General features: G+C 71.2%; 11 protein-coding genes. 7 read left to right on the top strand and 4 right to left on the bottom strand.

What is annotated here, in order from left to right; all coding sequences use genetic code 11:
- Positions 1–8 precede the first annotated feature (8 nt).
- Positions 9–1769, top strand: coding sequence for a cytochrome c oxidase subunit I (gene ctaD, locus VF330_RS20210; protein WP_330853185.1), 1761 nt, complete (start codon positions 9–11; stop codon positions 1767–1769).
- Here ctaD and VF330_RS20215 read toward each other — a convergent pair.
- Positions 1766–2578, bottom strand: a complete 813-nt coding sequence (locus tag VF330_RS20215) for an SCO6745 family protein (protein WP_330853186.1) — start codon at positions 2576–2578, stop codon at positions 1766–1768. The two genes, ctaD and VF330_RS20215, sit on opposite strands and share 4 nt — an antisense overlap.
- Positions 2579–2652: 74 nt before the next feature.
- Between VF330_RS20215 and VF330_RS20220 the strand changes: the two genes are divergently transcribed.
- Together VF330_RS20220 and VF330_RS20225 are read left to right on the top strand one after the other, a co-directional pair.
- Positions 2653–3189, top strand: a complete 537-nt coding sequence (locus VF330_RS20220) for a DUF4240 domain-containing protein (RefSeq protein ID WP_330853187.1) — start codon at positions 2653–2655, stop codon at positions 3187–3189.
- A gap of 38 nt (positions 3190–3227) precedes the next feature.
- Positions 3228–5585 (top strand): hypothetical protein, encoded by a 2358-nt coding sequence (locus tag VF330_RS20225; RefSeq protein WP_330853188.1) that lies wholly within the window; start codon positions 3228–3230, stop codon positions 5583–5585.
- 126 nt (positions 5586–5711) lie between these two features.
- On the opposite strand, the gene VF330_RS20230 is transcribed toward VF330_RS20225, so the two are convergent.
- On the bottom strand, positions 5712–7640 hold the full coding sequence (locus VF330_RS20230) for a VWA domain-containing protein (protein WP_330853189.1): 1929 nt from the start codon (positions 7638–7640) through the stop codon (positions 5712–5714).
- Entirely contained in the window at positions 7637–9028 is a 1392-nt protein-coding gene (locus VF330_RS20235; protein WP_330853190.1) for a sigma 54-interacting transcriptional regulator, read from the bottom strand. Before VF330_RS20235 ends, VF330_RS20230 begins: the two co-directional genes overlap by 4 nt.
- Before the next feature lie 294 nt (positions 9029–9322).
- On the opposite strand from VF330_RS20235, the gene VF330_RS20240 reads away from it, so the two are divergent.
- From VF330_RS20240 to VF330_RS20255, 4 genes are all read left to right on the top strand, one after another.
- Complete coding sequence (locus tag VF330_RS20240) at positions 9323–9814, top strand: YcxB family protein (RefSeq protein ID WP_330853191.1); 492 nt, start codon at positions 9323–9325, stop codon at positions 9812–9814.
- 67 nt (positions 9815–9881) lie between these two features.
- Positions 9882–10679: a hypothetical protein gene (locus VF330_RS20245; RefSeq protein WP_330853192.1), complete on the top strand. Its 798-nt coding sequence runs from the start codon at positions 9882–9884 to the stop codon at positions 10677–10679.
- Positions 10680–10804: 125 nt separating this feature from the next.
- Positions 10805–12607: a VWA domain-containing protein gene (locus VF330_RS20250; RefSeq protein ID WP_330853193.1), complete on the top strand. Its 1803-nt coding sequence runs from the start codon at positions 10805–10807 to the stop codon at positions 12605–12607.
- Positions 12604–13929: an extracellular solute-binding protein gene (locus VF330_RS20255; RefSeq protein WP_330853194.1), complete on the top strand. Its 1326-nt coding sequence runs from the start codon at positions 12604–12606 to the stop codon at positions 13927–13929. Before VF330_RS20250 ends, VF330_RS20255 begins: the two co-directional genes overlap by 4 nt.
- Here VF330_RS20255 and VF330_RS20260 read toward each other — a convergent pair.
- The gene (locus VF330_RS20260) at positions 13926–14951 is read right to left on the bottom strand and encodes a ferrochelatase (protein ID WP_330853195.1); all 1026 of its coding nucleotides are present in this window, start codon (positions 14949–14951) and stop codon (positions 13926–13928) included. The genes VF330_RS20255 and VF330_RS20260 overlap by 4 nt on opposite strands.
- Between the last annotated feature and the right edge of the window lie 29 nt (positions 14952–14980).

Here is a 14980-nt window from a genome sequence, read left to right on the forward strand (position 1 = left end):
GAGGCGCGATGACCGCGATCAAGCCCACACCCGTGGTGCCCCATCCGGGGGCGGCGCGCGCACGGCCCAGGGGCTCGTACTTCCTCTCGCTGTTCAAGACGACGGATCCCAAGCAGATCGGGATCATGTACCTGACCACGTCGTTCGCGTTCTTCATGATCGGCGGCGTGATGGCGCTGCTGATGCGCGCCGAGCTGGCGAGGCCGGGGCTGCAGTTCCTGTCGAACGAGCAGTACAACCAGCTGTTCACCATGCACGGCACGATCATGCTGCTGTTGTACGCGACGCCGATCCTGTTCGGGTTCGCGAACTTCATCCTGCCGCTGCAGATCGGCTCGCCGGACGTCGCGTTCCCGCGCCTGAACGCCTTCTCGTACTGGCTGTACCTGTTCGGCGGCATCATCACCGTCGGCGGGTTCGTGACGCCCGGTGGCGCCGCGGACTTCGGCTGGTTCGCCTACACGCCGCTGTCGTCCGCGGTGCACTCGCCCGGTGTCGGCGCAGACATGTGGATCATGGGCCTGGCGATCTCCGGTCTGGGCACGATCCTGGGCGCGGTCAACATGACGACCACCGTGGTGTGCCTGCGCGCGCCGGGCATGACGATGTTCCGGATGCCGATCTTCACCTGGAACATCCTGGTGACGTCCGTGCTGATCCTGCTGGCGTTCCCGATCCTGACCGCGGCGCTGATGGGCCTGGCGGCGGACCGGCACCTCGGGGCGCACGTGTTCGACCCGGCCAACGGCGGCGTGATCCTGTGGCAGCACCTGTTCTGGTTCTTCGGCCATCCCGAGGTGTACATCGTCGCGTTGCCGTTCTTCGGGATCGTGACGGAGATCTTCCCGGTGTTCAGCCGCAAACCGCTGTTCGGCTACAAGGGCCTGGTGTTCGCGACGCTGGCGATCGCGATGCTGTCCGTGGCCGTGTGGGCGCACCACATGTACGCCACCGGCGCGGTGCTGCTGCCGTTCTTCGCGCTGATGACGTTCCTCATCGCCGTGCCGACGGGCATCAAGTTCTTCAACTGGATCGGCACGATGTGGAAGGGCCAGCTGACGTTCGAGTCGCCGATGCTGTTCTCCATCGGCTTCCTCGTCACGTTCCTCTTCGGCGGTCTGACGGGCATCCTGCTGGCCTCGCCGGCACTCGACTTCCACGTGTCCGACACGTACTTCGTGGTGGCGCACTTCCACTACGTGCTGTTCGGCACGATCGTGTTCGCCACCTACGCGGGCCTGTACTTCTGGTTCCCGAAGATGACCGGCCGGATGCTCAACGAGCCCTTGGGCAAGCTGCACTTCTGGACGACGTTCTTCGGGTTCCACGGCACGTTCCTCGTGCAGCACTGGCTGGGCAACGAGGGCATGCCCCGCCGTTACGCCGACTATCTGCCCTCGGACGGGTTCACGTTCCTCAACACGTTCTCGACCATCAGCTCGTTCGTCCTCGGTGCGTCCGTGCTGCCGTTCGTGTGGAACGTCTTCCGCTCCTACCGCTACGGCGAACCGGCCCCGCAGGACGACCCGTGGGGCTACGGCAACTCGCTGGAGTGGGCCACGACGTCGCCCCCGCCGCGGCACAACTTCACGGAGCTGCCGCGGATCCGTTCCGAACGGCCCGCGTTCGAGCTGCACTACCCGCACATGGTCGAGCGGATGCGCGAGGAAGCGCACTTCTCGTTGACGAACCCCGGGAAGCACCGGGTCGGCACGGACGACACCACCGAGAAGGCGCTCGCCTCGACGGACCGGGAGAAGGACTCCTAGCGCCGTCCGGGCAGGAGCCCGCCCTCGACGACGGCCTTGCCCAGCGGCGCGGCCAGCTCGACGAACCGCTCCTTCTCCTGGTCGGACAGGACGTCGTAGGCCGGGGCGGCCATCAGGTCCGTCTCGTCCTCGATGCCCTGCCGCAGCTCGCGGCCCTTCTCGGTGAGCAGCCGGTCCTCGTTCACCAGGCCGCGGTGCCGGAGGTCCTCGACCGTGGCGTCCCACTGCTCCTGCGACCACGCCCGCGTCTTGCGCAGCGCGTCGGCCGGGTAGTCGCCCGTCGCGACGTGCAGCACCAGCGCCTCGATGCCGGTGATGCCGTGCCGCAGCAGCGCCGCGAGGTGGCCGTCGCCGCGGAACTCGCGCAGCAGCGTCTGCGCGTGGAAGAGCTGCAGGAGCGTGTCGTCGGGCCACGGCAGGCTCGCGTGCGCGGCGAACAACGGCCGGCCGTGCAACATCTCCTTGGACCGCTCGGCGGCCCGCCTGGCGAGCTCGGTGATCTCCTTGAGGTCGTCCGGCAGCACCTTGCGCAACGCCTCGTCCGCCGCCTCCAGCCGCAGCGCGATGATGCGCTCGGGGGTGACCTTCTCCCACGCCTGCGGAATGCGCGCCCGCACGATCTCGGGGTTGAAGTTGTAGAACGTCGCGATCACGACCTCGGCCCCGACCGGCCCCAGCGCGGCGGCCCGCGACGCGAAGTACCCGCCGGGCCGGTCCAGCCCGACGCTCGCGTACCGGCTGTCCGCCTCGGGGGCGAAGTAGATCATCCCGTGCACGGGTTCGAGGGAGCGAAACAGAGTCCTGATCATGTTCCCAACCTAGAACGTCCCGGCTCGCAAGTCAGGCACCAAAATTGTCAGACCCGTCTGCCAAGCTCCGAGACGTGGATTCGAACACCTTCTGGCAGCTGATCGCCGACGCCAGGGCGAGCGTCACCGACCCGTCCGACTCCGAGGCCGTGGTGGCCGCGGCCACGGACCTGCTCGCCGCCATGCCCCCCGCCGAGATCGTCGCGGCCCAGCAGGTCCTGTGGGACCTCATGGCCGCCTCGTACACCAACCCGCTGTGGGCAGCCGCCTACGTGATGAACGGCGGCTGCTCGGACGACGGCTTCGACTACTTCCGCGGCTGGCTCCTCACCCAGGGCCGCGAGGTCTTCGAGGCCGCCGTGGCGTCCCCCGACTCACTGGCCGACCTGCCGGTCGTGGTCGCCGCCGCCGAGACCGGTGACGAGTTCGAGCGCGAGGGCGCCCTGTCGATCGCCTGGGACGCCCACATCAAGGCCACCGGCATGCAGCTGCCGCAGGACGCGTTCCGGATCCGCTACCCCGCGCTCGACCCGGAGTGGGACTTCGACTTCGACGACGGCGCGAAGATGGCGGCGCGGCTGCCGCGGCTGGCGGCGCTGTACGACCTCTGAGGCCGTCACACTGGACCGCGCGCGTGCGATGAGGAGGTATGGATCAAGGCGGCCCGGACACGGCCAACACGATCAGCAACTCGTTCATCTCCGGCGTCGCGGTCCAGATCGGCTCGGTCACCGGCACCCTCACCCTGGCCCTCGACCGTCCCGACTACCAGGTCCACTGGCTCGCGCCCGTCACCCGGCCCGGCTTCCTGCCCGAACGTCACCGCACCCCCAGCCGCCTCCTCGACACCCGGCAGGAGGTCGTCCCCTACCGGGACCGTCCCGCTGTGCAGGACCGCCTTCTGGGCTGGCTCGGCTCCCCGGCGCCCGGCTCGGTCCTGCTCCTGCACGGTGCCGGCGGCCGCGGCAAAACCCGCCTCGCCAACGCCTTCGCATCCCACGCGCACCTGTCGGGCTGGCGCGTCGCGCACGCCGTCAACCGCACCACCGACAAGCACGCCGTGCTGCCCCTGTCCACCTCGGACACCCGCGTCGCCGTCACGGCGGAGAGTGCCGGCGTGCTGGTGGCCGTCGACTACGCCGAACGCTGGTCCGACGGCGACCTGCGGACGCTGATCTCGGACCTCACCCGCGAGCACTCCCCGGCCAAGCTGCGCGTCCTGCTCCTGGCCCGCTCGATCGAGGACCTGTGGCAGCCCCTCTGCGACCACCTCGACCCCACCCCGATCGACCTGCCCGACCCGATCGAGCTCCTCGACCTGACCGACTCGGCCGCTGCCCGCGCCGAGGCGTTCCTCGAAGCAGCCCACGCCTTCCACACCGGACTCGCCCTGCCGGGCCCCTGCACCGTCCAGCCCCCGTCAGACCTGGACCACGAGGACTACGCCTCACCCCTGCCCCTGCACATGGCCGCCCTCGCCGCGGTGTGTGCCGACCGCGACCACGAGACCGTCCCGGACCGCGACGACCTCTCCGGCTACCTGCTCGCCCACGAACGCCGCCTCTGGCCACCGCACCCGCACGCCGCGGAAGCCGTGTTCCTCGCGACGCTGTTCGGACCGCTGAGCAGCGAGGACGACGCACTGGCCCTGCTGGAGGCGGCCGGGGTGACCGACGGCCTGGCAGCGGGCCGTGAGCTTCTGACCTGGCACGACCGCGTCTACCCCGGACCGCGCGACCTGCCGCCGCTGACCCCGGACCGGTTCGGCGAGGACTTCGTCGCCGACCACCTCAAGACGCATCCGCGAGCGTCACGTCTGGTGGTGCGCGCGGCACAGAGCACCCCGGTCATCCGCGCGGTGTCACGCCGTCCCGCCGCGGTCCTGATCGCGACCGCCACCCGGCACGCGGCAGTGCGGGACGTGCTGTGGCGAATACTCCCCGAGTGCCCGTCGCTCTACTTCACCCCGAGCCCCGACCTGATCCGCCTGGCCATCGAGCACGCGCCGTTCGACGTGCAGGTCCTCCTCGTCGACCAACTGCCCCATCCCGACATCGGCATGCGGCTGCTCGGTCTGGAGCTGACCGGTGTGCTGGCCGAGAACCTGAGCGACGACCTGCCGGCGAAAACCAGGGCCGGTGTCCTGATGAACCTCGGCATGCGGCTCAAGAACTGCGGCGAGACCTCACCTGTCGTCACCAGCCTCGTGGAACGAGCCACCTCGATCATGGTCCGCGCTTGGCGGCAGTCGCCGCACGACCGAGACCTCACCATCCGAACGGCACAGGTGCTGATGAACGGCAGCAGCCACGCGGCGGGCAACGGGGACTTGCCCGGCGCCCTCCAAGGCCTCGACACGAGCATCGGCATCCTGCGCGGGATCAAGACCGAAGAAGATGCCGAGCGCGACATCACGCTCGTCAGCGCTCTCCTCAACAAAGCCGTCGTCCTGAGCCGGTCGGAACGCCACGACGAGGCAGCGGCGACCGAGACCGAGGCGATGGAGCTGGCGGAGCACGTCACCGCGCCAAGCCCCATGCTTCCGTCCCTGGCCGACGCGGCCGCCCGCCTGGCCCGCCGCTGCTCCGCGAGTGCCAAGCGGGCCGAGGCGGTGCGGGCCGCGCGCATCGCCGCCCACTGCTACCGGCGGTTGGCCCGCATCTCGCCCGACTACTACACCAAGGCAGCGGTGACCAGCCTCAACGAGTACGGCACCTACCAGGCCCTCGCCGGGCACCCGGACACCGGGCTGCGGAACGTCATGACCGCGATCGGCGTCGCCCGCACCCACCTCGACGCCGGCAGCGCCGAGTTCGCACCCGTGCTCGCCCAACTGCTGCACAACGCCGCCGTGATCGCCCTGCGCACCTCAGCCGACGACAACGCCGCCAGAGCACGCGCGCACGCCGCCGAAGCAGCCGAGCGGTACCGGTCGCTGCTGCCCGCTCACCCGGACCTGGCGGAACGGCTGGACGAAGTGCTCGGCTTCCTGGACCGGATCGAATAGCAACGTGAACGGTGCCGTGCCGCCCCCGCGTTCCTCCTCCTGCGGGAGGGAGATGACCATGGTTTCGTGACATCCATCAGACGGCGCCAGGCGTGGATCAGGACACGATTCACCCGTCGGAGTGAGTCACCGGCGGCGGCGCCGCGATTTCAGGTAGTCGCTGACCACCGCCGCGCCCAGTCCCTCCTCGTCCGGTGACACAACCCGGCCGCCGCCCCGGCGGGCCACGATGTCGACGAACGCCGCCAGGCGCGGGTCGTCGCCCAGTTTGAACACCGAGATCGTCGCGCCCAGCTTGGCCAGGGCGTCGACCTCGTTCAGGGTCTTGGTCAGGGTTCTGGGCAGGGGTGGGTAGTGGAACTCGGCGTCGCCGTCGGGTTCCAGGTGGGCGGTCGGTTCGCCGTCGGTGACGACCAGCACCACCGGCTGGGCGTCGGGGTGGCGGCGGACGTGGCGGCCCGCCAGCAGGAGTGCGTGGTGCAGGTTCGTGCCCTGTTCCCACACTCCTTCCAGGCCGGTGAGCTGGCCGATGTCCACGGCTTCCGCATAGCGGCCGAAGGTCACGAGCTGCAGGGCGTCGGTGCGGAAACGGGTGCGCACGAGGTGATGCAAGGCCAAGGCCGTGCGTTTCATCGGCACCCAACGGCCGTCCTGCACCATTGACCACGAGGTGTCGACGCACAGTGCGACGGCGGCGCGTGTGCGGTGTTCCGTCTCGGACACTTCCAGGTCCACGACGTCGATGGACATCGAGCCGGAGCGCAGGACGGAGTTGCGCAGGGTGCGCGGGACGTCCCACGGTTCGGTGTCGCCGAACTGCCACGGTCTGGTCGAGCCCGTCAGCTCGCCCGCGGCGCCGGCGGACGTGGTCTCGCGGGAGCCCTGAGCCGAGCGCAGCTGGTCGACGACGCCGCGCAGGGCCGTTTCGCCCAGGCGGCGCAGGGCTTTCGGGGTCAGGCGCAGCGAGCCGTCCGGGGCGCGTTCCAGGATGTTCTGCTGGCGCAGCGCCTTCTCCAGGTCGGCCAGCCTGCGGGCGTCCACCGAGGCCGACTCGCCCAGCTGGCGTTCCAGCGCCTCCAGGTCGATGTCCTCCAGGCGGGCGCCCGGATACGACTGGGAGAGCTGCTCGGCCAACCCGTCGAGCTCGGCCAGGTCCGCCATGGCCTGCGCGCCCTCGCCCAGACCCAGCGGGTCCTGGCCGCGGAAGCGGGCCGACGACGTCCAGTCCTCGCCGGGGCGCAGGCGTTGCAGCAGGGAGTCCAGGGTGGACAGCTGCGAGCCGATGCCGCCGAAGGCCTGCTGGGACAACGCGGACAGCTCGGCGCGCTGCTCGTCGGTCATCGAGTTCATCATGCGTTGCGCGGCGGCCGAACGGGCTGCCAGCGCGTCGATGAGCTCGTCGACGTTGCGCGGCTTCTCCGGGAAGAAGTCGCCGTGCTTGCGCATGAACTCGTCGAACTGGCGCGGCGTGTCCGGCGAGCCGGCGGCGTGCGCCTCCAGCAACGAGTTCAGGTCGCGCAGCATGCGCTGGATGCGCTCGACGTCCTGGGAGTCCACATTGGACAGCGCATCCTTCATGCCCTGGAAGCGCTGGTCGAGCAGTTCGCGGCCGAGCAGGTCGCGGATCTGCTCGAACGCCTCGCGGGCCTCGCCGGAACGCCAGTCGTAGGAGGACAGCTCGGACACGGCCGCTGCGGTTCCCGGTGGCAGGGCGTCGAGCTGGGCCTCGCGGAAGCGCGCGTCGTCGGACGGGTCCGGGAACAGCGCGCGGCGTTCGGCCTCCAGGGCCTTGTCGAGCAGCTGCCGGACCTCGGTCAGCGTGCCGTCCAGCCGGTGGCGGCGCTGGATCGACGACCGGCGCTGCCACAGCCGTGACGTCAGGTCGTCGAGGCCTCGGGTGCCGTCGACGCCGCGGCGCAGCAGTTCGCGCAGCGCGGAGTTCGGCGACGCGCCCTCCATGATCTCGCGGCCGAGCTCGTCGACGGCCGCGCGGAGGTCGACCGGCGGCGCCAGCGGGTCGGCGCCGCCGCCCCAGCGCCCGTAGCGGTATCTCATCCGTACACCGATCGGTCGTCGTCGGAGGAGGTGTCCTTCGACAGGTGGCGAGTCAGGTACAGCGACTCCAGGGCCAGCTCCACCGCCGAGGCGATGCGGCCGACGGGGTCCTTCGGGCCCGCGCCCATGCGGGCCGCGACCTCGTGCAGGATCGGCAGCTCCGGCAGCGCCGCCAGCATGTCGCCGGCGTGCACGCGGTCGCCGGTCGCGACCGGGTGGCCGTCCGAGACGACCTCGGCCAGCGCGCGGAGGTTCAGCCCGGCCAGGCGGGCACGGGCCGTGTCCGCGATCGAGCGGCGCAGCAGGTGCACGAGGACCTCCTCCTCGCGGCCCTCCTCGCCCGCCTCGAACTCGAGCTTGCCGCGCAGCACGTCCGGCACCGACTCGAGGTCGATCGGGCGGGCGATGGCCGGCGACTCGCCGATCAGCGCGGACCGGCGCAGTGCCGACGCCGCAACGGTTTCCGCCGCCGCGATCGCGAAACGCGCCGACACGCCGGAGCGCTGGTCGATCGACGACGACTCGCGCAGGTGCCGCACGAACCGGGCGATGATCTCCAGCAGGTGGTCGCCCACCTCGGCGACGAGCTCGGCCTCCTGGCGGACCATGTCCACCTCGGCGTCGACCTCCAGCGGGTAGTGCGTGCGCACCTCGGCGCCGAAGCGGTCCTTGAGCGGCGTGATGATGCGGCCGCGGTTCGTGTAGTCCTCGGGGTTCGCGGTGGCGACGAGCAGCACGTCCAGCGGCAGCCGCAGCGTGTAGCCGCGGACCTGGATGTCGCGTTCCTCCATGACGTTGAGCAGCGCGACCTGGATGCGTTCGGCCAGGTCGGGGAGCTCGTTGATGGCGATGATGCCGCGGTGCGAGCGCGGGAGCAGGCCGTAGTGGATCGTCTCCGGGTCGCCGAGCGAGCGGCCTTCGGCGACCTTCACCGGGTCGACGTCGCCGACCAGGTCGCCGACGGACGTGTCGGGCGTCGCGAGCTTCTCGGCGTAGCGCTCGTCGCGGTGCCGCCACACCACCGGCAGGTCGTCACCGAGCTCGGCGGCACGGCGCTTCGACTCGGGCGTGATCGGGTCGAGCGGGTGTTCGCCCAGCTCGGAGCCCTCGATGACGGGCGTCCACTCGTCGAGCAGGGAGACCAGGGTGCGCAGCAGGCGGGTCTTGCCCTGCCCGCGCTCGCCGAGCAGGACGACGTCGTGTCCGGCCAGCAGCGCGCGCTCCAGCTGAGGGAGCACCGTGCGGTCGAAACCGACGATGCCCGGCCACGGGTTGCGGCCTTCGCGCAACGCCGCGAGGAGGTTCTCCCTGATCTCGGTCTTGACGCCGCGCGGCAGGTGCCCGGCGGCGCGCAGTTCGCCCGCCGTGCGGGCCAGGTTCTGGGTCACGCAGACGACGCTACGCACCGAACCCGGACCCGTCGACGTGGAGCGACTCCAGCCCGCACGCCTGAGCAGCGGTGACCACGTCCGGCCGGATCAGCGACATCCACTGACCGGAAGTCCGTCGACCGCGGAAACAGTGGTCAATCGCGCCGAACACCCGTTGTCCGTTCGGTTTCGGCAGCACGGACGTCCCGGCGCCACTTTGCTGTACGCCGTGAGCGAACCGTCCGGCGGCGCGGCTCTCTTTCGTCATCCCGCGGATGCGCCGTGTCGCCGTGCAGCAGAATGCGGGGCGCTATGAGCAACTCTGTCGACTTCAACTGGGCCCCCTCCCCCGCGGACTGGCGCGCCAGCCTGCGCGCGATGGTGCCGATGGTCCGGTGGGCGCCGTGGTTCGCCCTCGCGTTCGCCGTGATCTCGTTCGTGCTGCTGGTGGGCTTCGACGACATGGGGTTCGTCGCGCTGTTCGGCCTGCTGTGCGCGCTGGTCATCGGGCTGATGGAGCCGGTCGCGGTGTGGTGGCGCTTCTCGTCGGACGAGATGATCAGCCGGACCGTGGTGGGCAGCGCGGACGACCAGTCGTTCCGGATGGCCGTCGGCAGCTCCGTGCGCGAGGAGATCGCGTGGGAGGAGCTGCCCGGCTGGACCGAGACGCGGCAGGGCTTCGTGCTGCAGACGCTCGACGAGGGCGCGGCGTCGCTTTCGGTGCCGCACCGGGCTTTCGGGTCCGATGAGGACGTGACGTCGTTCCGGACCCTGCTCGAGAAGCACATCGGTCCGGCGGACTAGGGCCTGGACGTCTCGGATCGGGCACACCGGGTAGGGCTGACGGGCCACGGCAACGTAATCTCGTCGCGTGTCCTGTGCGAGTGCCACGCTGGTCGTGTGGACGTCGGGATGGCTGCACGGTCTGGCCGCCGCCGACGACGTCCTCGACGCCCTGCAGACGTGGGCCGAGATGCACGAGGTGGTGGCCGACGACGACGGCACCGCCACGGCGCTCGACCTGCCCGGTCCCGACGAGGCCCCCGTGGGTCCCGCCCTGCTGCTGGCCGCCCTGCGGCGCGCGGGGGCGACATCGGCGCGGCTCGTGCTGCCCGTGGCAGGCGACGTGCGCGGCCTGGGCGGCAAGGGCACCCTCGCGACGTGCGCGCTGCGCTCGGGCGAGGCGCTGGTGATCCCGTCCGTGCACGTCGGGCTGGTGCCCAAGATCGTGGCGGACGGTGTGATGCGCTGGACGGTGTTCGACCTGCCGTCGTCCACCGGCCTGGAGCACATCCCGATCGGCGAGGCCGAGCACGGCCTGGGCGCGGCCCTGCGCGAGGCGACGGCCGCCCTGGCCTCGCTGGACGTGGCGAAGCACCGGCCGAACGTGCGCAAGGAGATCGCCGACCTGGCCGCCGCGAACTCCGCGCTGCCGTGGCCGGACGCGATGCCGCCGCGCTCGCTGCGGGTGTTGCAGCGGGCCGCCGAGGTGGACGCGATCCTGTCCGTGGCCCGCTCGGACTCCCCCGGTGGTGCCGTGTCGGCGTCGGCGATGACCGCGCGCACCGACGCGTTGCGGCCGGTGTCGGAAGCCGTGCGCCGGGCGCGGTGCGCGGCGGTCGACGAGGCCGTGCGCGTGCTGGCGGACAGCGGCGCGGGCCGGCACTGACCTGGTGGTCCCGGGCAGCCGCGCTGACCCGAACGAGTGGTTCTCCCTGAGCAGGTCGTCCTGAACCTGCAACTCCCCCGGAACTGTCGGTGCCGCCACTTATGGTGCCTGGTGGGGAGGACGGGATGGAGGACGTCGACCAGCGCCGGTCGAGCACGGCACCCCGGTACGCGGGCGCTCTCATGCTCGCCGCGGTCGCCGGGCACCTGCTCTCCGAGACGGCCACCGGTGCGCTCGCCACGTGGCAGTCGTGGGTGCTCTACGGCATCGGCACGGCGTTGCTGGTGCTGTCGGCGTCCGCGATCGACCGGCTGAACCGGCTGGCCAAGCGCATCCGGTTGCGCTGGGTGGTGTTCACGGCGGTGCTCGTGGTGGCGGCGGGCCTGGTCGCCCTGGCGGCACCGCCCGTGGTCGCGTACGGGCGGGTGCTGCTGCTCGGGTGTCCACAGCCGACCGAGGTGCGGGTGCTCACCTCGCAGGACGCGGCGCCCGTGATCGGCGAGGTGGCGCGGAAGTTCGAGCAGCACACGGCGGCGGGCAACCACGGGTGCCGCACGGCGCGGCTGTACGTGTTCTCGGCCTGGGGCAACCGGGGCGCGATCGCGCTGCGGTCGTCCTGGTCGTCGCAGGACCTGAAGGAGGTCGGACCGCACCCGGACGTGTGGCTGCCGGACTCCACCACGGAGACGACCGAGGTGGTGCGCCGCACGGGCGGCATCGGTTCGGCGGTGCGCATCACGCCGGGCGAGTCGGTGGCGTTCTCGCCCGTCGTGCTCGGGGTGCCCGCGGCGATCGCGCAGGACGTCGTCTCCGAGGCCGCGGAAACCTGGGGTGAGCTCTTCACGAAGGTGGGCGGCACCGGCATCGGGATCGGCAGGCCGGACCCGCTGAGGGCGATCGACGGCAGGCTCGCCACGGAGGCGCTGTACGAGTCGCTCGAACCGGCCGTCGTGGAACGCCGGGTCGAGGAGGCCGACCGGCCGAGGCCGGACGCGGCGGTCATCACGACCGAGCAGGTGCTGATGCGGCACAACAGGACCGGCTGCGCGCGCAAGCCGTGCCTGACCGCGCTGTACCCGTCGGACACCTACCGCGCCGACTACCCGCTGAACCTCGTCGAGTGGGACGCGCCGGACGTGTCGAACCTCGCCGCGCGGGCGCCGGCGCGGCAGTTCCAGGCGTGGCTCGGCACGCAGGAGGGCATGACGGCCCTCAACGCCGCCGGCCTGCGTCCCGCCCGGCAGGCCGCGGGCCCGGAGTTCCGCGAGGAGCTCGGCGTGCGCGCCGGGCTCGCGCTCGACCGCGCGGAGGCGGCACCGGACGACGCGGTCCACGCGGCGTTCCAGAAGAAGTACGAGCAGGCCAAACGGGACGGACGGGTCTGGCTCGCGCTCGACGCGTCCGGGTCGATGGCCGAACCGACGGCCACCGGCGACACGAGGTTCTCCGTCGCGGTCGAGGGCGTCCGCAAAGCCCTCACGCAGATGGGCGCCGAGGACACCTATGGACTGTCGGTGTTCAACAACAGCGAGGTGCGTCAGCTCATCCCGCTGGGCAGGCGCGACAAGGAGGCCGCGACCGCCGCGCTCGGCACGGTCCAGCCCTCCGGCGGCACTCCGCTGCACCAGGCGGTCCTGGACGGCCTCGACCGCGTCGGCGCCAACGACGCCGACCACGTGGGTGCCGTGGTCGTGCTGACCGACGGCGAGGACACGACCAGCCCGCAGACCCGGCAGGACGTCGTGGACGCGGTGGCGCGCAAGGGCATTCGGGTGTTCGTGATAGCCGTCGGCGACGCGAGCTGCGCGGCGCACGCGCTGACGTCGATCACCGACGCGTCCGGCGGCGAGTGCCGCGACTCGACGACGGACACGCTCGGCGACGACCTGGCGGCGTTGTTCCTCAGGGTGTGGGGAGGCACCGGGTGAAGTGGCTGAGACGCACGTGGGCCGCCCTGCCGAGGCTGGGCCCGCCCGGTGTGGTGTGGGCGAACCGGTCGTGGCTCGCGATGGGCGTGGCGATCGGGATCGTGCTGACGATCCTGTTCACGAGCGGTGTGCAGCCGCTGTTCCGCGAGTCGGGCGAGTGGGAGAAGGGCAAGCTGGTCGTGCTCAGCGGCCGCGACGAGAGCGAGGGCGGCCAGCGGCGCGCGTTGATCAACCAGTGGAACGCCGAACACCCCGAGCAGCCGGCGGAGATCGTGGAGCTGTCGTCGGAGGCGGACGGCCAGCGCAGCGAGATGGTCGCGCGCGCCAGGGAGAAGGCGGACAACGTGGACGTCTTCAACCTCGACGTCACGTGGACCGCCGAGTTCGCGCAGTCCGGCTACCTGCGGCCGTTGTCCACCGTGGACACGAGCGGGTTCCTGCGCAAACCGCTGGAGAGCTGCCGTCACCAGGGCGTGCTGTGGGCGTTGCCGTTCAACACCGACGCCGGGCTTCTCTTCTACCGCAAGGACCTGGTCAAGGAAGAGCCCCTCGGCCTGGACGAGATCGCCACGACGTCCACCCGCGCGCTGCGGGCCGCGCAGGACGCCCGGCTCACCGCCGGCTTCGGCGGCCAGCTCGCCGACTACGAGGGACTCACGGTCAACGCGCTGGAACTGATCTGGGCGGAGAAGGGCGACGTCGTCGACGAGACCGGCAAGGTCGTGATCGACTCCGACCGCACCCGCCGCGCCCTGCGCTGGCTCGCCGACGGCCTCCAGGGCGAGAAACCCGTGGTGCTGCCGGAGTCCCTCGACCAGACCGAGCAGCTGACCACCCAGGCGTTCCGCGACGGCAAGATCGTTTTCATGCGCAACTGGCCCGTCGCCCACCGCACCCTGCAGGGCAACCGCGGCGAGTCGGCCGGCCGCCCCGGCATCGACTTCGAGGTCGCGCAGCTGACGGGTCCGAGCGTACTGGGCGGGCAGAACCTGGCCATCTCGGCGAAGTCGGCGAAACCCCGCGCCGCGCAGGCCCTCATCGAGTTCCTCACGGGCCCGCGCAGCCAGCAGCTGCTGTTCGAACGGGGCGGCCTCGCCGCCACCCGCGGGATCGTCTACCAGGACAGCCAGGTCACCACCAGGCACCCCTACGCCACGACCCTGCTCAAGGCCATCGAGGACGCCCGGCTGCGCCCGGTCACCGCGTACTACTCGCGGTTCAGCGACGAGTTCAGGACCGTCATCCGCTACGCCCTTGACCACGACGGAGCGTTGCCCGCCAACGCCACGCAGGTGCTGACGGACGCCCTGCAAGGCCGTTAGGCGCGCGCGGGCCTCTTCGCCGGTTCGCAGCACAACGGCGCACACGGCGCGCCGTTCACGGTGCACCCGGCCGACACGAACGACGACAGCTTCCGCGCGGGAGCGCCGGCGGTGTGCTCGGAGACCAGCTCCACCACGAGCTCGGCGAAGCGCGGGTCGGCGTTCGGGGTCGCGGCGCGGGCGAACTCCATGCCGAGCTCCAGCGCGCGGTCGCGGGCCTCGGTGTCGAGGTCCCACACCACTTCGAGGTGGTCGGACACGAACCCGATCGGGCACACCACGACCCCGGTCACGCCCTTGGCGTGCAGGGCGTCGACGTGGTCGACGATGTCGGGCTCCAGCCACGGGATCTGCGGCGGGCCCGAGCGCGACTGCCACACGACGTCGTACTCCGTCACGCCCAGCTCGGCGGCGACGAGCCGCGACGCCTCCACGACCTGGCGCGAGTAGCGGTAGCCGCCCTCGGACGGCGGACCGGCGGCCTTGTCGGCGGACACCGGCACCGAGTGCGCGGTGAACACGAGCCGGTAGGGGCCGGACAGCGTCGCGGCCGCGGCGCGGACGCCGTCGGCGAAGGCGGAGATGAACAGCGGGTGGTCGAAGAAGTGGCGCAGCTTCACCAGTTCGGGGCCGTCCGGCACGGCCTGCAGCGCGCGGACGATGTCCTCGTCGTACTGGCGGCACGCGGAGTAGCCGCCGTACGCGCTCGTCGGGAACACCAGGGCGCGCTGGACCCCGTCGGCCTTCATCCGCGCGACGGTGTCCTCGACCATCGGGTGCCAGTTGCGGTTGCCGAAGTAGATCGGCAGGTCGAAGCCGCGGGCCCGCACGGCCTCGATGGCTTCGAGGTTCAGGCGGTTGATCGGCGACACGCCGCCGAAGTGCTGGTAGTGGGCTTCGACCTCGTCCAGCCGCTCCGGCGGCACGCCACGTCCGCGCACGACGTTCTCGAGGAAGGGGCGGACGTCCTCAGGACCTTCCGGTCCGCCGAAGGAAAGCCAGAGCAGCGCATCGAAACTCACCGCTCCATCCAATCAGACGCCCGAACCCC

Source organism: Lentzea sp. (genome assembly GCF_036380075.1).
Classification (GTDB): Bacteria; Actinomycetota; Actinomycetes; order Mycobacteriales; family Pseudonocardiaceae; genus Lentzea.